Source organism: Flavobacterium lacus (assembly GCF_003268815.1).
GTDB classification, from domain to species: domain Bacteria; phylum Bacteroidota; class Bacteroidia; order Flavobacteriales; family Flavobacteriaceae; genus Flavobacterium; species Flavobacterium lacus.
The window spans coordinates 55,952-73,674 of record NZ_QLSV01000003.1; the positions used below are offsets into that span (position 1 = coordinate 55,952).

Consider the following 17,723-nt stretch of genomic DNA (forward strand, 5'->3'; position numbering starts at 1 on the left):
TAAATCTATTGTTATGAGAAAGGCTTCTTTACTCCTTTTTGTTGTTTTTTCTAATTTACTTTCCGCCCAAAACAACGCAAATCCAGGCTATTGGCAACAACAAGCCTATTATAAAATGGATTTCTTTATGGATGTGAAAACCTTTCAATACAAAGGAACGCAGGAGTTAGAATATACCAATAATTCACCTGACACGCTACGCAAAGTGTTTTATCATTTGTATTTTAATGCATTTCAGCCGGGAAGCGAAATGGATATTCGGCTACAAACGATTACCGATCCCGATAAACGAATGGTAAAAAGTTTTAAAGTAGGCGACAAAGAAGTCAAAGAAAGTAGAATTTCTACTTTAAAACCTGATCAAATTGGTTATTTAAAAATCAATAATTTTAAACAAGACGGACAAGTTGCTTCGACAAAAGTAGTGGGCACCATTTTAGAAGTTACGTTAGTAAAACCAATTCTCCCTAAATCAAAATCAACTTTTACATTAGATTTTGACGGACAAGTACCGGAGCAAGTGCGTCGTTCGGGAAGAAATAGTGCTGAAGGAGTTGCTCTTTCGATGACGCAATGGTATCCGAAAATGTGTGAATTTGACTTTGAAGGATGGCATGCTGATCCTTATATTGGTAGAGAATTTCACGGTGTTTGGGGAAATTATGACGTAAAAATTACAATTGATAAAAACTACACGATTGGTGCTTCGGGCTATTTGCAAAACAAAAACGAAATTGGTCACGGCTATCAAGACGAAGGTGTAGAAGTTAAACATCCTCGAAAAACCAAAAACCTAACGTGGCATTTCGTAGCTCCAATGGTACACGATTTTGCTTGGGGTGCAGATGACGAATATATTCACGATAAAATTATGGGTGAAAACGGTGTCGAGCTTCATTTCTTATACAAAAATGATAAAGAAATCCTCGAAAACTGGAAAGCGTTACAACCCAAAACAGCAGAATTACTCAGTTTTTTTAATAAAACAATTGGTGTTTATCCGTACAAACAATATTCAGTCATTCAAGGTGGAGATGGCGGAATGGAATATGCCATGTGTACGCTAATCACCGGAAAACGTTCATTAGGCAGTTTGGTGGGCGTTACCGCTCACGAATTGGCACACACGTGGTTTCAACACGTTTTGGCAACCAATGAAAGTAAACACGAATGGATGGACGAAGGATTTACTTCTTTCATTTCCGACATGGCGATGACCCAAGTTATGCCGCCTAAAAACAAAAAAGAAGATGATAACCCATTTCAAAGTGCGTATAACAACTATTTCTATATGGTGAGCACCGGTCGTGAGCAACCGCAATCTACGCATGCTGATCGGTATGATGAAAATATGGTTTACGGAATTTCCTCTTATAGCAAAGGAACGGTTTTCCTGACCCAATTGGCGTATGTGATTGGCATGGAGAATATGTTTAAAACCTTAAAACGCTATTACCATGATTATCAATTTACGCATCCAACGCCCAATGATTTTAAACGTTCGGCCGAACGCGTTTCAGGAGCGGTTTTGGATTGGTATCTGGTGGATTGGACGCAAACCACCAACACCATTGATTACAGCATAAAAAACATCGACGATAGCGGAAAAGTCACCTTAGAACGCATCGGAAGAATGCCTATGCCGTTGGATATTTTGGTAGCCTATGAAGACGGCACCGTTGAAAGTTTTTACATTCCCAACCCATTGATGCGATGGGAAAAAGAAAACCCGTATCCGCAAGTAAAACGAACCGTTTTAAAAGGCTGGGATTGGGCGTATCCAACGTATGAATTGCCACTTTCACAGGAAAAATCAAAAATTAAATCGGTGGTGATTGACCCGAGTGGTTTAATGGCCGATGTGAATCAAGAGAACAATAGTTATCCTAAAACGAAATAAAGAGAGAATCCGGACGATGAGTTCGGATTTTTTTGTTTGAAAAACAATACTTATTCACTCAAAACCTTTTTGTACTTTTGCCGCATGACCTTCACCTATCCCAAAAACGAAAAACTAAAAAGCCAAAAGCAGATTGATTTGCTGTTTTCGGAGGGGAAATCGGTTTCCAAATATCCGTTGCGGTTGGTTTTTGCTCCGGTGGAATTGGAGAAAGACGAGAAAATTAAGTTTGGAGTTTCGGTTTCTAAGAAATATTTCAAAAAAGCTGTCGATCGCAATTACTACAAACGGTTGCTTCGCGAATGTTATCGGTTGAATAAAAAAATCTTATTAGACAACTTCGATAAACCGTATGCAATGATGTTTTTTTACCAAAGCAAAGAAGCCATGACTTTTGCCGAAATGAATGAAAAAACGATTCAACTTTTTGAAAAGTTTATCAAGGAAATTCAGTCGTAAAAATTGGTTCAATTGTTGTTGTACGTTTTTTGATAAATTTTCGTTTTAATTCTAAATCAATCCTTTATGAAATTAGCTGTAGCCTTTCTCTCGCTGTTGGTATTTCCGTTGATGTGTGGCGGAAATCCTGATACTACCGAATATACCACCGAAGTAATGGAAGAAGCTGCTCCGGCAATGATAGACGACAAAGCCGTTTCAGGAAATTTTGAAGCCCAAACTGAACAAAAAATCATCAAAGAAAGTAATCTTCGCTATGAGACGCAAGATTTAGAGGCTACGTATCAGCAAATTATCTCTTCTGCTAAGAAAAATAAAGCCTATGTGCAGAGCGACACAGAAGGAAAAGATTATAATTCACTTTACCGAACGATTACGATTCGCATACCAAACGCCAATTTTGATACCTTTTTGGCTGATGTGGGAAAAGGTGTAGCCTATTTTGATCGAAAAGAAATTTCTGCCAAAGACGTTACTGCCGAATTCATTGATATTGAAGCTAGACTGAAAGCCAAGAAAACATTGGAAGAACGCTATCTTCAATTATTAACTAAAGCCACCAAAGTTTCTGAAATACTAGAAATTGAAAAAGAATTATCAACCATTCGTGAAGAAATTGAAGCCAAAGAAGGACAATTAAAGTACTTGCAAAACCGGGTTTCGTTGAGCACTGTCACCATCGAATTCTACAAAAAAGTAGCCAATGAAGACAATGCAACGGTTTCGTATGGTACTAAAATGTGGAACGCCATCAAATCCGGTTGGAACGGAATTTCGAGTTTCTTTATCGGATTGCTTCATATTTGGCCATTTATTCTTATTTTAGTGGCTGTTATTTTATTCATTAGAAAAAAACTGAGCAAGAAAAATGTATAATACCCGATTTAAAAAATTCAAAAAACGCTATATCATTCCCGTAATTTTAAGTGGATTTATTTTTGTTGGTAGTAGTTTCAGAGAAGACTTTTTTGAAATTGCCAAGCAAATTGAAATCTTCACTAATTTGTTTAAAACCGTGAACATGAACTATGTTGACGAAACCAATCCGGGTGAAATGATGGATAAAGCCATCAAGAGTATGTTGGCCGATTTAGATCCGTACACCAACTATTTTAACGAAGGTGATGTGGTGAAATTCAAAATCAACAATACGGGTGAATATACAGGAATTGGTGCCCTAATTACCCGAAAAGAAGGCAAAATTATTATTAAAGAACCTTATAAAGACTATCCGGCAGATAAAGCAGGGCTGAAAGCCGGCGACGAGATTTTTCAAATTGGCGATGTTAATTTAAAAGACTACAAAGAAGATGCTTCAGCTTTGATGCGAGGTGTCAAAAACACCAAGGTTGAAGTGAAGTTCATCCGTCAAGGAAAAACACAAAATGCCACCATTGTCTTAGACGAAGTGGAAGTGAAAGCCGTTCCGTTTTATGGAAAAGTAGATGACAAAACTGGTTATATTGTGCTTTCGCAATTCAACCGAAAAGCTTCTTTTGAAACGCAAGCGGCTTTACTGGATTTAAAAACGCAAGGAGCCGAACGCATCATTTTAGATTTACGTGGAAACCCGGGAGGTTTGTTGAACGAAGCGGTGAATATTTGCAATCTTTTTGTACCAAAAGGCGAAGTGATTGTAACCACCAAATCAAAAATTGAAAAACACAATCAATCGTACAAAACCACGCGGGAACCCATTGATTTAGATATTCCGGTCGTAGTTTTGGTAGATGGAAAAAGTGCCTCTGCCAGCGAAATTGTAGCCGGAGCTTTGCAAGATTTAGACCGTGCCATTGTGGTCGGGAGTCGAAGCTTTGGGAAAGGTTTGGTACAGCGACCGTTGGATTTGACGTATGGAACGCAAGTAAAAGTTACGATTTCTCGCTATTATACGCCTTCCGGCAGATGTATTCAGGCATTGGATTATTCCAAAAAAGATGTTAACGGAAAAGCAATTAAAACAGATGCGAAAAACTTTAATGCTTTTAAAACCAAAAAAGGAAGAACGGTTTATGATGGTGGTGGAATTCAGCCGGATGTGGAATTGGAAGAAACTAAATTGAGTTCCATAGCCGAAGCTCTTCAACGAAATGATGCGGTTTTTAATTATGCTACGGTTTATTTTTATAAAAATCCAAATTTAGGCACAAAGATTCCAACCATTTCCGAAGCCGATTTTAATGATTTTAAAGCGTTTTTAAAGAAAGAAAACTTTTCGTTTGATACCGACACTGAAAAACAATTGAAAAAGACAATAGAAGCTGCTCAAGTTGAAAAAATTGACGAAAACATCAAAACCGAATACCAAAATTTAATGACTGCGTTACGAAAAAGTGAAGATATCCAGTTGAATAAAAATCAATCTGAAATTAAAGAATTGCTATTGGACGAATTGATAAAACGCTATCAATATAAAGAAGGACTTTATCAATACTACATTCAAAACAATTCTGAAGTTAAAAAAGCAACTTCCATTTTAGCTAATGCTTCCGAATACAATAAAATTCTTTTAAAATGATAAAAAAACGGGTTTTAGTCTTTTTGTTGCTAATGAATCTTGGTCTTTTTGCTCAAGAAGAAATCGTTCAGTCGATTTATTTTCAAACGAATAAATCAGATGTTGAAACAAAATACACAAACGAATTGCTTAGTTTTCTTCAAAAAACAGATAGCACTCGTGTAGAAAGCATCGAAATTTTTGGCTATTGTGACGATGTGGGTAAAGACGATTATAACCGAAAATTATCGACCGAACGAGCCAATAAAGTCAAAGCCGAAATCACTAAAAGCGGCATCAAAAGCAAAATCATTGTAACGATTGAAGGAAAAGGCCGCATTTTGATTGATGATGATATTGACGAAAATCTTCCGGAAATTCGTTCCAAAAACCGGCGAGTAGATGTGGTGTTGAACATGAAACCGGAACCCGAAGAAGAAATTAAACTGCCCGGTGTTTATACCACATTTAACAAAGAGAATATTGTTGGGGATCGCATTATGCTTTCGGACATGATTTTTGAAAGAGGAAGTAGTAAACTTTCCATTAAAAGTAAAAACCAGCTCGACAAAATTGCCCGTATGTTGTTGAAAAACAAAAATATTAACATCGAAGTGCAAGGTCATGTCTGCTGCACGCCGCCAAACCACAAAGAGGCAATTGACAAAGAAACCAAGAAACGAAAACTGTCGCACAACCGTGCAGAAGCCGTTTACAAATACCTCGTCATAAAGAAAGTCCCTAAAACCAGAATGACTTTTAAAGGCTACGGAAACACGAAACCTTTGGGCAAAAGTCCGGAATTGGATAGACGGGTAGAGTTGGTGATTACGAAGGTGTAGCAGTGTTTTCGCTTCATTTGAATGTGCTCAATGTCATTGTCCAAATAAATCTTCCTATTTTTATAAAGCTTATTTTAAAACAATGAAAAAATCACTTTTTATATTAATTTTTATTTTTTGTGGATGTAAAGAAAAAATAAATAGGCATGATAATAAACCTATGAATCACAGTTATGTAGAAGATTATAACGACAAGGATAAAATTGATGAACTTTGTAAAAGAGTTTTGCTAGAAGGAGATACTTTAGCTTTCAGAGAACTGAAATATATTTATTTGATTAGTGAACACTCCGAAGAATTCCTATACTTTTCAACTGTCATGGCAGAAAAATATAATTATGGTTCTGCATTCCAAACAAACTACGACATTTTAAAACTCTCTAATCAAAGTACGCAGAAAAAATTGGCTATTTATAATTTGCTAAAATCTTATGAGTTGGGAAATAAAAATGATATCGAAAGAATAACTGAGATGTTCCCAAATGGAATACCTAAAGCTGTTGAATATTTTGATAAATAAAGTAAATTTTCTTTTAAAAATCTAAATGATATTACAGCTTTTCTATTTTATCAGGATTTTGATGCGTATTAAAAACCGCATTCAGAAAAACTGTTTTTGAAGGTTCATCCACAATAAAAAAAGCGATGTAAGGAAACTTTTTAAACGGTAAGTACCTGTAATTACTGTCGTGAAATTGATAGAAAGGATTTTTCTGAAGAGCTTTATATACTTTTTGATAATCATCTAAAAAAGCAAGAGCTACTTTTTTATTAGTTTTTTCGATATAATATTCTACAGCATTATCAATATTTTTCAACGCAATAGGAGAAACAATAATCTTATAAGCCATACTTGCTTTTTAAATCACTATAGACTGTTTCAGCATCGGTATAGTATTTTTTATCTAAACCAACTTGGTCATCCAATTGCTTTTTTTGCTCACCACTTAGAGAAAATGGCTTTTCTTTAGAAATCTCAAACTTAATTTTCAAGGCTTTCATAAATGCTTTTACAGCTTCTATTTGTGCATCATCTAGTGGGTGAATGGTTATATTAAGTGGTGTCATATCTAATTTAATTTAGGCATTACAAATATAAGAAAAAATTAACTACTTCCGTTTCATCTCAATATGCGGAATATCATCCTCCAAATAAACCTCACTCGTTTGCTCAAACCCTAAATTTTCATAGAATTTTTGAAGGTATAATTGAGCGGAAATGGTAATGTTGTTTTCGTTTAATTCTGTTTGGGTCGTTGCAATAGCTTCTTGCATCAAATCATAACCCCATTTTTTATCGCGGTAGGATTGCTTGACTACTACTCTGCCGATGGACGCTTCTTCAAAATAATCGCCGGGTTTAAAAATGCGGACATAGGCAACGATTTCGTTATTATATGTTCCAATAAGGTGAAGAGCTTTCTCATCTTTGCCGTCGATGTCTTGGTACACGCAATTTTGCTCCACCACAAACACTTCGCTACGCAATTGCAGCACATTGTAAAGTTCGATTAGAGAAAGCTCGTTAAATCGCTTTATTTGGAATTGTAATTTCATTAAAATAGTTTCACAAGTTCTTCCGGCGAATTTAATAAAAGTTACCGATACATTTTTTAGAAAACGAAACTTATAGCAGTTTCACCGATTTGATGATGGATTCTAACTCGTGCATGATGTCGCGTTTAGCCAAGGAAGGGTTGTAGCAAAAACCTTCAATCACCAAATAACGATTGTTTTTTTCGTCTCTGATGGCATAATTGATGAAAGGACCAGCCATGAAATCGTTTTTCAATTCCCATGTTCCTTTGGTTTCGTATGTTTTCTTACCATTTAGCATGATATTGAACAAATAAGGCGAATAAGCTGCTTCAGTAATCATGTAGGTGTTGGGAAGTGTTCCTTCAATGTGCTTTTGCCCAATGGAATCACGCATTTGAATGATAGTGGCAATCGTGTTTGTGTCTTTTTGAAATGTATTTAAAGGAACTTCGTAAATCAACACACTAGCATTTCCGGAGGGAAGTTCTTTTCTAATCCAAAAGAATTTATCCTCTTCGATAATATAACGATAGGCCGTAGGAAGCTTTAAACTGGCTTTGAAATTCTTTTTGATTTTTGCATCGTCAAGCAGCGATTTTGAAATTCTGCGTTGATTTTCAACAATATCGGTTTGCTTGAACTTATTGATGATTTCCGGAGCATGTTTTTCTAACAAACTCACAATTTCGGCAACAGAACTTCCTGTAATATGAGCCACGTTTTGTGGTTTGGCAAACTCATTTTCAACTAATTCAAAATCGTTGTTTTCTTTTTTCAAAACCACCAGAATGTTTCGGCTGTTGGTCATGAAACCTTCAAATAAATTGGGAGCATATTGTTTTATAGTAAACAATGGTTCTTCCTGTGGCAAACCATCTACCGGTGTGGCAAAAATAGTTCTAATGCTGTCGCCTACTTCGCCATTCCAAAGTTGATTTTCGATAATAACCGACAAATGATTGATTTTTCCGGAAGATTCTTTTAAAAGATCTTCTCTATTTTCCTCTTTGCAAGAAATAAATAATAAGGTAACAAACAGTAAAATAACAACTCTTTTCATGATGGTTTTTTCTGGTGGAATGAACTTTTTTATCCGCTGATTTTAAGTTTCATTCCCGGTTTAATATTTTTACCACTAATACCGTTCCATTTTTTTAAATCTGATACCGTTACGCCTTTAATTTTTTGCGAAATACTGAATAATGAATCACCTTTTTGCACAATATATACTTTTTCAGACTTGTAAGGTGATTGTTTTTCAGGCTTTTTCACTTTTATTTCGGCCACAACCACTTCTTCATCGGCTGGAAGCATAATTTTTAAAGATGAACCTAATTTGATATTGTTATCCTCTAATTCGTTCCACTCTTTCAATTCATCAATCGTTACACCATATTTTTTTGATAAAGAACTCAAACTTTCACCGCTTTGAACGATGTGGTTTTCAGTTTTTTGTTTCACTAAAGCAGTCACAATTAATTTTGAACCGGACTGAATTGTTTCTTCTTCCAGACTATTCCACGCTTTTAATTCTTCACTAGTTACATCATATTTTTGAGCAATGCTGAATAAACTTTCGCCTTTTTCAACTACGTGAAATTTAGCAGTTTCAACTGATTTTGCTTTTACTTTGATTGTATCGTTTGAAACTACTGCTTTAGAAACAGGAACTTCAACCGCTTTTTTAGGTACATCCGCTACTCTTTCTTCCTTAACGATTTTTAAACTCCTTCCTGCAGCAATGTTATTCGATTTTAATCCGTTCCAGCGTTTTAATTCGGTGACTGAAACACCATTTCGTTGCGCAATTAATCCTAATGATTCACCTCGTTTCACTTTATGATATTTCGTTTTGGAAATCATCGAAACATCGGTAGAAGTAGCTACCATTTCTTGCGATGAGAACGGCTTTTCACGCTTATTAAAATCATAATCGCAATACGCATAAATTTGATTTTCATTCGATGTAAACACCGCTACTTTATCCAATGGCAAACGAACAAAATGTTTTTTATCCGCTTGGTACGGAATAAAATCTCTTTTATAAGAAGGGTTTAAAAACTGTAATTGTTCCACCGAAATATCTAATAATTCTGAAATTTGTTTGAAAGACATTTTATTTTTAACCAAAATCGTATCGGTTGCAAAATGATTCACAATCGGTTTTTGTGGTGTGATACCGTGTTCTTTGTGGTATTCAAACACATACATCGTTGCAATAAAAGCCGGCACATAACCTTGCGTTTCTTTTGGTAAAAAAGGTCTGATGTTCCAATAATTTTGCTTTCCGCCCGAACGACGAATTGCTTTACTCACATTTCCAGGTCCTGCGTTATAAGATGCTAAAACCAAGTCCCAGTCACCAAATATTTTATACATGTTTACCATGTATTGACAAGCGGCATCAGTTGCTTTCAGCATATCACTGCGTTCGTCTGTATATGTGGTGATGTCTAAGTTGTATTGTTTTCCGGTTCCGTACATGAATTGCCACAAACCGGTTGCTCCCATTCTTGAAACGGCTCTTGGATTTAAAGCAGATTCAACAACAGCCAAGTATTTAATTTCCAACGGAACATTGTATTTTGATAACGCTTCTTCAAAAATCGGAAAATAATATTGTGATAAGGCCATCAAACGTTCGTAAGATCTCTTTCTATTTTTAAGATAATGTTTGATAATATTTTCTAAACCGGGATTGTATTCGATATGAAAAGCCGATTTTGCGTCTAATGCTTTTAATCGTTCTTTCAGCAATTCGGTTGATAAATCATAGTCAACTTTTTGATCAATATTTGTGTTTTCGATGTCTGCAATCATTTCGCTGTACAAATCCTGATTGCTCAATTCGGTCATCCAACGTTCTTCTACACAAGCAGCAATGTCGTGTTTTTGAAAGGTTGATTTAATAGAATCTAAATAGGATAATTTTGGTTCTACAGACAAATTTACATCCGCAAGCGTTGATTCTTGGGCATAAAAAGTAGTCGCAGAAAATAGAACAACGAGGAGTGTGGTATTTCGTAAATTCATTCTTTCGTGGTTAATGTTTTATTTGTCAATAGGTTAAGCGTACTTGCAAACATAATTAAGTTAAACGGTATAAAGCGTTTATTTATTGTTAAAAAACTTTTTTTAACTTAAAATGGCAGCAATACCTGGCAAGGTGCGTCCTTCCAGCATTTCTAACATTGCTCCGCCACCGGTAGAAACATAGCTCATTTTTGGCTCCAATCCGAATTGTTTAACGGCTGCAACAGAATCCCCTCCACCCACGAGCGAAAAAGCTCCGTTTGCAGTTGCTTCAGCAATATAATTTCCTAATGTGATGGTTCCTTTGGCAAATGATTCCATTTCAAAAACACCAAGCGGTCCGTTCCACAAAATCGTTTTGGAATTCATGATTACTTCTTTGAAATTTTCTAATGATTTTGGTCCGGCATCCAAACCTTGCCATCCGTCCGGAATTTCGCGAACATCAACAATTTTGGTATTGGCATCGTTTGAAAAAGCATCGGCAGCCACAACATCAACCGGAATATGAATATGCACATTTTTTTCTTTCGCTAAATGCAAAATATCCAAAGCCATTTGCATTTTATCATCTTCGCAGATCGAATCGCCTACTTTTCCGCCTAAGGCTTTCACGAAAGTAAATGTCATTCCACCACCAATAATCATGTGATCTACTTTGTCTAAGATATTCTCGATAACCGTGATTTTAGACGATACTTTAGATCCTCCTAAAATGGCTGTAACCGGTTTTTCGCTGTCTTTTAAAACTTTGTTTAAACTTTCAATTTCTTTGGCCAATAAGGTTCCGAAACATTTATCCTTTGGAAAAAACTGAGCAATAATCGTGGTTGAAGCATGTGCTCTGTGAGCTGTTCCAAATGCATCATTCACATAAATGTTGCCCAAAGAAGCTAATTTTTTAGAAAAATCGACATCGCCGGCTTCTTCTTCTTTATAAAAACGGAGATTTTCTAACAATAAAACTTCACCGGGTTTTAAATCGGCAGCAGCTTGTTCAGCCACGCTTCCGATGCAATCAGAAGCAAATTTCACCTGAACGCCAAGAACTTCTTCTGTTTTTGAAACGATATGCTTAAGTGAATATTTTTCTTCAACACCTTTTGGTCTTCCTAAATGCGACATTAAAATCACGCTTCCTCCGTCGGCTAAGATTTTATCGATGGTTGGTTTTGCTCCTTCAATTCGGTTGACATCGGTTACATTGAAATTTTCATCCAACGGAACATTAAAATCAACACGAACTAATGCTTTTTTATTTTTAAAATTGAAGTCGAATAACGTTTTCATGGTTTTATAGTTTTTATTTTTTTTGGAAAGACAAATATAAAATTTTAGAATTTAAAATGGATTGATAATAATCATGTTTGCAATTATTTATTCATATTGACTACTAAAATCCACATTTCTTCGGAATATAAATTATTTAAATTATTCTCAATGAGCTTGTCTGCTTCTTCTTTGGAAGTAATGTATCCCAGATAAACATACATGTAATTATTAGTTGGATTTACAAAATAATTTGGGTTAAGTCCTCTGTCTCTTAGAACTTTCATAAACCGGGCGGCGTTTACTCTTTCATTAAAAACATTTACCACCAAATAATAGCCTTTGGGCGTATCGATATCGTTTAAAACTTCTACTGGTTTGTTTTCTTTCTGTTTTTCTGATTTAACTGTTTCAGAAGCAACAACCGGTTTTGATTCTGGTGTTACCTCGGCTGTTTTAGGAACTTTGGCCACATCCGGCTTTATTGAAGTTTTTGGTTCTTCTGTTTCAACAACAGTTTCTTCTGTTTTGGAAGTTAATGGTTTTGAAGCATCTTTTTTAGTATCTGCTTTTGAAGCTACCACCGGTTTTGTTTCTTCTTTCGTTTCTTTAACTTTTGTTTTCTCTTCTTCAACAATTGGTTTTAATGCAACCAAAGGCTTTGTTTCTTTTGCTTTAGAAATTATTTCATTTTGTTCGGCAATTGGTTTTGTGTTTTCCTTAGAATCATGAGCTAAACCATCTATTGCTTTTTGAGCTAATGAAGCATACTGAGAATCTTCTAAGGTTTGATTTTGAATAATTTCCTCATTCGTGGTTTTATCAACAACTTTGAACTTACTGTCTTCATAAACCAATTTCGTAGTATCATCTTGTAATTCAACCGCTGGTTTTGTTTCAATAGCCATTGCACTGAAAAAAAGGTAGAAAACATCTCCTGACGACTTAAATCGAACAGTTGCTTCATCTGCATTATTCCCAATAAAACGGTTATTGTAATTTGATAAAGTGGTTAAAAAGGAGTCGTAACCCAACGTGTTTTTTCCATCAGGAATTCTGTATTTAAAATGCTCGTCTTCGATGGTAATGGAACTATCAAAAAAATTGCTGTAACGTCGAGTCACCGTTTTAACATTAGTGAAATCTTTGTTTTTTGATGAACCAAACATCAACAAATCGCCATCCACTTTAAAATCACCTTCCAAGGCTGCACCAGCTAATTTTACTTTAACATCTCCTTGTGGTTGGGTTTTGAAACCTTTGAAAATAACATTTACACTTTCACTTGATGCGCCGGCAAAACCATCGTGCGATACAATAAATTTTTCACTCATGGATTCGTCTTCATACACAAAAATCATGGTCCAACCCGCAGCAGAACCACCAATAAGCGTTCCTTGTGTGGCACGAACATTTCCCACTGTATAAAAACCGTATGGATTTTGCAGGGCCGTCACATATTCTGTAATATCGGCATAAACTGCATAGGGAGCAGCATCTTTAAATTCTCTGTGTTTTAAACCATCAAAAATAATTTCGCCTTTAATTGTTGTATATTCTTTTTGATCGGGAAATTTCACCAGAACTTCTTCAAAAGGCTCTCTTGTTTTATCGAAAGCCACGAAATTATCTTCTCCTTTTTTATAACCGCTTTCATATTTGTAGGTAGCTGACCAATATAATCCGGCATAAACAATTTTTTTGGAGTCTTCGTTTTTTTGAAATAATGCAGCACTACTAGATGAAAAAGTTTGTTTGTCGGTATCAATATCAATGTATTCCATATCGATTTCATCGTTAGTAATGGCATCGATGCTTTGGTCGTTATACGGATCGTTGGGAGCGTATTTTTTATCAATACGATTTAGAATGGAATTAGCAATAATAGTCATATCGCCTTTTAAATTTGCTTTGTATCGCTCTTTAAAAGGGATGGCCATTTGAGCATGGCTCCAACTGACAGAAATTAAAAAAAATATTAAAAATAGATTTTTACATCTTTTTCGGTTCATAAATTTACTCATTTATTTAGGAGCAATTTTAGATTTGGGACAACTACTTTGGGTTCAAAGGTACTAAAGCCTTACGACAAAATGCATATTTTACCGATTAAAGTGTCTAAATTCGTTTCTTTTTTCATACAAACAATAGTTTTTAACTTAATTTTGTTGAAATTTAATGTTGAAAATCAAAAAAACAAACCTGTTTATCAGCAGAAAAAATCATTTATATTTGCTTAATGCAATTTAATCAACTATTAGGCCAAGAGCATATCAAAAATCATTTAACCCGAAGTGTTCAGTTGGGAAGGATTCCACATGCACAACTTTTTGTTGGTCCTGAAGGCTCAGGAACATTGGCTATGGCGATTGCTTATGCTCAATATCTTTTATGCGGAAATAAAGGAAATGAAAATTCTGGTGGTAACGAAGCGTGTAACCTAAAATTTGAACGTTTTGCACATCCGGATTTGCATTTTATTTATCCTACGGTTACTACAACCGAAGTGTCTTCTAAACCCAAAAGCATTGATTTTATTCAAGATTGGCGAAGTTTTTTAAGTGAAAATGTATATGGTGGTTTGTTTGATTGGTTTAAAATTTTGGGCGTAGAAAACAAACAAGGTGAAATTCGTGTGGATGATGCCAAAGAAATTCTAAAAACACTTTCGTTAAAATCCTACGAAGGTGGCTTTAAAGTCATGATCATTTGGATGGCTGATAAAATGAACACGGAGGCTTCAAATAAGCTACTTAAAATTTTAGAGGAACCCACTGATAAAACTGTTTTTATCTTAATCACGGAAAGAGAGGAAGATTTGATTCAAACCATTCGATCGCGTTGCCAGGTGTTGGATTTTAACGGACTTCCGGAAAGTGTGATTACTGAAGCGTTGATAGAGAAACTAGAACTTGACCCAAAAGCGGCAACAAAAATTGCTCATCAAGCCCAAGGAAATTATAACAAAGCGTTGAAATTATTGAGTGACGACAATGAAGATTTACCTTTTGAACAATGGTTTGTGTTATGGGTTCGTGCCGCATTTAAAGCCAAAGGAAACGCCGCCGCTATTCACGAATTGATTACTTGGAGCGAAGAAATCGCCAAATTAGGTCGTGAAACGCAAAAGAAATTTTTGTTGTTTTGTATCGAAATGTTCCGTCAAGCGTTATTGCTGAATTACCAAGCAACTTCGTTGGTTTATTTGGAACCGAAAGTGGAAAAATTTAAACTAGAAAATTTTGCTCCGTTTGTAAACGGAAATAACATCCTGGATATTTACAAAGAACTCAACGACGCCATGTATCACATTGAAAGAAATGGCAATGCGAAAATTATTTTAACCGATTTATCTATTAAATTGACCCGTTTAATTCATAAAAAATAAACGCATGAACAACCCCGCCTCTTTTTTGATTCTGCTACTTTTAACCGTAACTTTTTTACAATCCGGCTACGATAAATTGTTTTATTGGAAAGACAATTTGGCTTGGTTAAAAGAACATTTTTCTAAAACCGTCGTCAAGAATATGGTTCCACAAGCCTTGGCTTTTGTATTGCTTTTAGAGTTAGTAACTGTAATTTTAGCCATTGCCGGTATGGTGCAAATGCTTTATAACGGCAACCGTGAATATGGTTTTTATGCTGCTGTAATGAGTTGTGTCACTTTACTTTTTTTACTTTTCGGACAACGTTTAGCCAAAGATTATGATGGTGCCAGAACGATTGTAATTTATTATATTCCGGCTGTTTTGGCGGTGTATTGGTTGAATTAAGAGATTTAAAAAACTAAAGCAAATTATAAACTCGCTTTAAACAACCTTAATTCGTCCCAAGTAAATCGATCGCCTACTTGCTCTTTTAAAGCGTTTAAACTCTCTTCGTTGTAGCCTTTAAATACAGTTGCTAATTGCTCTATTTTGTCTTCGGGCAACACTTCTGTAATAGAAATGGTTCCGGCCTGGATAAGCTTGGCTAAATGACCGTAAATCGTTTGTGTGGTTAGAACACGAATCTTAGCAATTTCTTTTACAGCGTTTTTCTCTTGCCATAATTCGTAAGTTTCCTGTAAAGTTGATTTCTTTGGTTCTTTTGTTTTTTTCTTTTTGGGAAGGTAGTGATAGGGATCAAAATCAGGTTCTTCCTCCTCTTCTAATAACGTGCTTTTTATCGTTTTAAAATGTTCTTGAACGGTTTGCACTTTGTTGCTTCGGTAGTGTTGAATTTCTTCGGAAATCAGGTTTTCTTTATTGATTTCTTTCCCTTCGGATAAAATTTCTACCATTTTAACCGCTTTAAACAATTGAAGAATGGCTTTGGTGGTGCTTTCTTCCAATTCGCTTAATTCTGCAAAATATTCTTTCACTCGTTTTTTTCGTTTGACTTCTTCCATTTTCAACAATAAATCAAACAAAATTTCATCCAATCTTGGCGAAAAATAGTCTTGGGCGGCTTTTACTCTTTCGGCAATGAAAACAATATTAACTTCGTCGGCATGAAAAAGACGTTCCAACTGCGAGCGAAATTTTCTTGACGGACCTTCCAATAACGCCATTTTTCCTTCTTGCAGTTCTGCCCAATTTCGATGTTTTGATTTCTCTGATTTTTCGGCATCAGTTTGATAACTAAACCGATGATTTCGCCATTGTTGTGCTAATTCCTCCCAATCGAAACTGTTTTTAATATACTGAAGAATAAACTGTTGCGTTTCTTTTTGTAATGCATTCACAATAGTTTGCTCATCTGCCTTATTTTCAGCATATTGCATTACTTCTTGGTCGTTAGAAATCCCATTCATTTGAATTGGTTTCAACAAAACTAATCCTTCTAACGAACGCAAACGCGAAAGTGCGACATATGCTTGACCAGGTAAAAATACTTGCGAAACATCCAAAACAGCTTTATCAAATGTTAATCCCTGGCTTTTGTGAACTGTGATTGCCCATGCTAATTTTATCGGATAATGCACAAAGGTTCCAAGGGTTTCTTCATCAATTTCTTTCGTATTTTCGTTTACTGAATAACGAATGTTTTTCCATTCATATTTTTCAACTTCGATGGTTTTATTTTCTTCCGGAAAGTACACAATTATTTCAGCTTCTGATAATGATTTGATAAAACCCATTTTACCATTAAAGTAATTCTTTTCCGGTGACAAATCATTTTTAATAAACATAATTTGAGCACCAACTTTCAGTTGTAAAACTTCATCCACCGGATAAATTTTTTCTGGAAAATCGCCTACTACTTCGGGTTTAAACCGAAAACATTTTCCTTCCAATTCCTCTAATGATTCAGCATTTATCGAATCCGCTTTCGCATTATGCGTTGTCAAAGTAATGTATCCTTTGTTGGCTTTGATGTCGAAATTGGGTTTTACAAAATCATTCAACACCACCATATCGTTTTGTGTAATTGTATTATTACGAAGGTTATTTAAAACTGAAATAAAACGATCGTCTGTTTGACGAAAAATCTTAGATAATTCAATATACAAAGGCGGTCTTTCCTGAATAACTTTGGCATGAAAAAAGAAAATTCCTCGGTAATAATTGCGTAAAACTTGCCATTCATCATTTTTTACAACAGGTGGCAATTGCAGTAAATCACCAATAAAAAGCACTTGAACTCCACCAAAAGGAATGTCTCTCCGGCGTACTTTTCGCAGCATAAAATCGATGGCATCTAATAAATCGGCTCGCAGCATACTAACTTCGTCAATAATGAGCAATTCCATATTAAGCATTACGGCCTTTTTTTGGCCGCTCATTCGAAAATGCTTAACTAACGTGTTTTTTGTCTCAAATTTCTGGTATTGCGAAATGCTGGAACCGGCTATATATTCCGGAATAAAACCTCCAAAAGGCAGTTGAAACATTGAGTGAATGGTTACTCCTCCCGCATTCAATGCAGCGATTCCTGTTGGAGCAACCACAACCGTGTTTTTATATGTAGTTTGAATGATTTTTCGCAACAAAGTAGTTTTTCCTGTACCGGCCTTTCCGGTGAGAAAAATTGAGCGATGGGTTTGATTGATAAATTGCAAGACTTGGCGTGCATCGTTTGTAATTTCCATGTGGCGTTGAGTTTAATGGCGGAAATGTACAAATTTTTGAATAATTGTGAAAGTCATGTACTGAAAATTTATAATTTGAATTTGTAAAAATAAATATTTAGAACTTCT

Annotated in this window: 16 protein-coding genes; 8 read left to right on the forward strand and 8 right to left on the reverse strand. The window is 35.4% G+C overall.

The genetic code is table 11. The features are described 5' to 3' along the window. Window positions 1-13 precede the first annotated feature (13 nt). The 6 genes from B0I10_RS03365 to B0I10_RS03390 all read left to right on the forward strand — a co-directional run bounded on the left by B0I10_RS03365 (window position 14) and on the right by B0I10_RS03390 (window position 6,218). A complete protein-coding gene (locus B0I10_RS03365; RefSeq protein ID WP_112085086.1) occupies window positions 14-1,900 on the forward strand; it encodes a M1 family metallopeptidase in 1,887 nt (628 codons plus the stop codon). An 84-nt stretch (window positions 1,901-1,984) separates the two neighbouring features. Beyond that, the gene (rnpA, locus tag B0I10_RS03370; protein ID WP_112085087.1) at window positions 1,985-2,359 is read left to right on the forward strand and encodes a ribonuclease P protein component; all 375 of its coding nucleotides are present in this window, start codon (window positions 1,985-1,987) and stop codon (window positions 2,357-2,359) included. A 66-nt stretch (window positions 2,360-2,425) separates the two neighbouring features. Beyond that, the gene (locus B0I10_RS03375) at window positions 2,426-3,235 is read left to right on the forward strand and encodes a DUF4349 domain-containing protein (protein ID WP_112085088.1); all 810 of its coding nucleotides are present in this window, start codon (window positions 2,426-2,428) and stop codon (window positions 3,233-3,235) included. Further along, on the forward strand, window positions 3,228-4,877 hold the full coding sequence (locus B0I10_RS03380; protein WP_112085089.1) for a S41 family peptidase: 1,650 nt from the start codon (window positions 3,228-3,230) through the stop codon (window positions 4,875-4,877). Before B0I10_RS03375 ends, B0I10_RS03380 begins: the two co-directional genes overlap by 8 nt. Further along, window positions 4,874-5,698 (forward strand): OmpA family protein, encoded by an 825-nt coding sequence (locus B0I10_RS03385; RefSeq protein ID WP_112085090.1) that lies wholly within the window; start codon window positions 4,874-4,876, stop codon window positions 5,696-5,698. Before B0I10_RS03380 ends, B0I10_RS03385 begins: the two co-directional genes overlap by 4 nt. Before the next feature lie 82 nt (window positions 5,699-5,780). Next, the gene (locus tag B0I10_RS03390) at window positions 5,781-6,218 is read left to right on the forward strand and encodes a hypothetical protein (RefSeq protein ID WP_112085091.1); all 438 of its coding nucleotides are present in this window, start codon (window positions 5,781-5,783) and stop codon (window positions 6,216-6,218) included. A 31-nt stretch (window positions 6,219-6,249) separates the two neighbouring features. On the opposite strand, the gene B0I10_RS03395 is transcribed toward B0I10_RS03390, so the two are convergent. The 7 genes from B0I10_RS03395 to B0I10_RS03425 all read right to left on the reverse strand — a co-directional run bounded on the left by B0I10_RS03395 (window position 6,250) and on the right by B0I10_RS03425 (window position 13,563). Next, entirely contained in the window at window positions 6,250-6,549 is a 300-nt protein-coding gene (locus tag B0I10_RS03395; RefSeq protein ID WP_112085092.1) for a type II toxin-antitoxin system RelE/ParE family toxin, read from the reverse strand. After that, window positions 6,539-6,766: a DUF2683 family protein gene (locus B0I10_RS03400; protein WP_112085093.1), complete on the reverse strand. Its 228-nt coding sequence runs from the start codon at window positions 6,764-6,766 to the stop codon at window positions 6,539-6,541. The genes B0I10_RS03395 and B0I10_RS03400 overlap by 11 nt, the downstream gene beginning before the upstream one ends. Window positions 6,767-6,808: 42 nt before the next feature. Continuing rightward, window positions 6,809-7,255, reverse strand: a complete 447-nt coding sequence (locus tag B0I10_RS03405; protein ID WP_112085094.1) for a GNAT family N-acetyltransferase — start codon at window positions 7,253-7,255, stop codon at window positions 6,809-6,811. A 70-nt stretch (window positions 7,256-7,325) separates the two neighbouring features. Next, window positions 7,326-8,297: a DUF4837 family protein gene (locus B0I10_RS03410; RefSeq protein ID WP_112085095.1), complete on the reverse strand. Its 972-nt coding sequence runs from the start codon at window positions 8,295-8,297 to the stop codon at window positions 7,326-7,328. A 29-nt stretch (window positions 8,298-8,326) separates the two neighbouring features. Continuing rightward, window positions 8,327-10,270, reverse strand: coding sequence for a LysM peptidoglycan-binding domain-containing protein (locus B0I10_RS03415; protein ID WP_112085096.1), 1,944 nt, complete (start codon window positions 10,268-10,270; stop codon window positions 8,327-8,329). A gap of 102 nt (window positions 10,271-10,372) precedes the next feature. Next, window positions 10,373-11,560, reverse strand: coding sequence for a phosphoglycerate kinase (locus B0I10_RS03420; RefSeq protein ID WP_112085097.1), 1,188 nt, complete (start codon window positions 11,558-11,560; stop codon window positions 10,373-10,375). 83 nt (window positions 11,561-11,643) lie between these two features. Next, window positions 11,644-13,563 (reverse strand): SPOR domain-containing protein, encoded by a 1,920-nt coding sequence (locus B0I10_RS03425; RefSeq protein WP_112085098.1) that lies wholly within the window; start codon window positions 13,561-13,563, stop codon window positions 11,644-11,646. Window positions 13,564-13,778: 215 nt separating this feature from the next. Between B0I10_RS03425 and B0I10_RS03430 the strand changes: the two genes are divergently transcribed. Both B0I10_RS03430 and B0I10_RS03435 read left to right on the forward strand, forming a co-directional pair. Then, entirely contained in the window at window positions 13,779-14,927 is a 1,149-nt protein-coding gene (locus B0I10_RS03430) for a DNA polymerase III subunit (RefSeq protein WP_112085099.1), read from the forward strand. A gap of 4 nt (window positions 14,928-14,931) precedes the next feature. Next, window positions 14,932-15,315, forward strand: coding sequence for a DoxX family protein (locus B0I10_RS03435; RefSeq protein ID WP_112085100.1), 384 nt, complete (start codon window positions 14,932-14,934; stop codon window positions 15,313-15,315). Window positions 15,316-15,338: 23 nt separating this feature from the next. On the opposite strand, the gene B0I10_RS03440 is transcribed toward B0I10_RS03435, so the two are convergent. Then, complete coding sequence (locus B0I10_RS03440) at window positions 15,339-17,615, reverse strand: helix-turn-helix domain-containing protein (RefSeq protein WP_112085101.1); 2,277 nt, start codon at window positions 17,613-17,615, stop codon at window positions 15,339-15,341. Window positions 17,616-17,723 lie beyond the last annotated feature (108 nt).

Bases quoted from the DNA above. Each gene is read 5' to 3' on its own strand.
- B0I10_RS03365 (WP_112085086.1), top strand. From the start codon at position 14: ATGAGAAAGGCTTCTTTACTCCTTTTTGTTGTTTTTTCTAATTTACTT.
- rnpA (WP_112085087.1), top strand. From the start codon at position 1,985: ATGACCTTCACCTATCCCAAAAACGAAAAACTAAAAAGCCAAAAGCAG.
- B0I10_RS03375 (WP_112085088.1), top strand. From the start codon at position 2,426: ATGAAATTAGCTGTAGCCTTTCTCTCGCTGTTGGTATTTCCGTTGATG.
- B0I10_RS03380 (WP_112085089.1), top strand. From the start codon at position 3,228: ATGTATAATACCCGATTTAAAAAATTCAAAAAACGCTATATCATTCCC.
- B0I10_RS03385 (WP_112085090.1), top strand. From the start codon at position 4,874: ATGATAAAAAAACGGGTTTTAGTCTTTTTGTTGCTAATGAATCTTGGT.
- B0I10_RS03390 (WP_112085091.1), top strand. From the start codon at position 5,781: ATGAAAAAATCACTTTTTATATTAATTTTTATTTTTTGTGGATGTAAA.
- B0I10_RS03395 (WP_112085092.1), bottom strand. From the start codon at position 6,549: ATGGCTTATAAGATTATTGTTTCTCCTATTGCGTTGAAAAATATTGAT.
- B0I10_RS03400 (WP_112085093.1), bottom strand. From the start codon at position 6,766: ATGACACCACTTAATATAACCATTCACCCACTAGATGATGCACAAATA.
- B0I10_RS03405 (WP_112085094.1), bottom strand. From the start codon at position 7,255: ATGAAATTACAATTCCAAATAAAGCGATTTAACGAGCTTTCTCTAATC.
- B0I10_RS03410 (WP_112085095.1), bottom strand. From the start codon at position 8,297: ATGAAAAGAGTTGTTATTTTACTGTTTGTTACCTTATTATTTATTTCT.
- B0I10_RS03415 (WP_112085096.1), bottom strand. From the start codon at position 10,270: ATGAATTTACGAAATACCACACTCCTCGTTGTTCTATTTTCTGCGACT.
- B0I10_RS03420 (WP_112085097.1), bottom strand. From the start codon at position 11,560: ATGAAAACGTTATTCGACTTCAATTTTAAAAATAAAAAAGCATTAGTT.
- B0I10_RS03425 (WP_112085098.1), bottom strand. From the start codon at position 13,563: ATGAGTAAATTTATGAACCGAAAAAGATGTAAAAATCTATTTTTAATA.
- B0I10_RS03430 (WP_112085099.1), top strand. From the start codon at position 13,779: ATGCAATTTAATCAACTATTAGGCCAAGAGCATATCAAAAATCATTTA.
- B0I10_RS03435 (WP_112085100.1), top strand. From the start codon at position 14,932: ATGAACAACCCCGCCTCTTTTTTGATTCTGCTACTTTTAACCGTAACT.
- B0I10_RS03440 (WP_112085101.1), bottom strand. From the start codon at position 17,615: ATGGAAATTACAAACGATGCACGCCAAGTCTTGCAATTTATCAATCAA.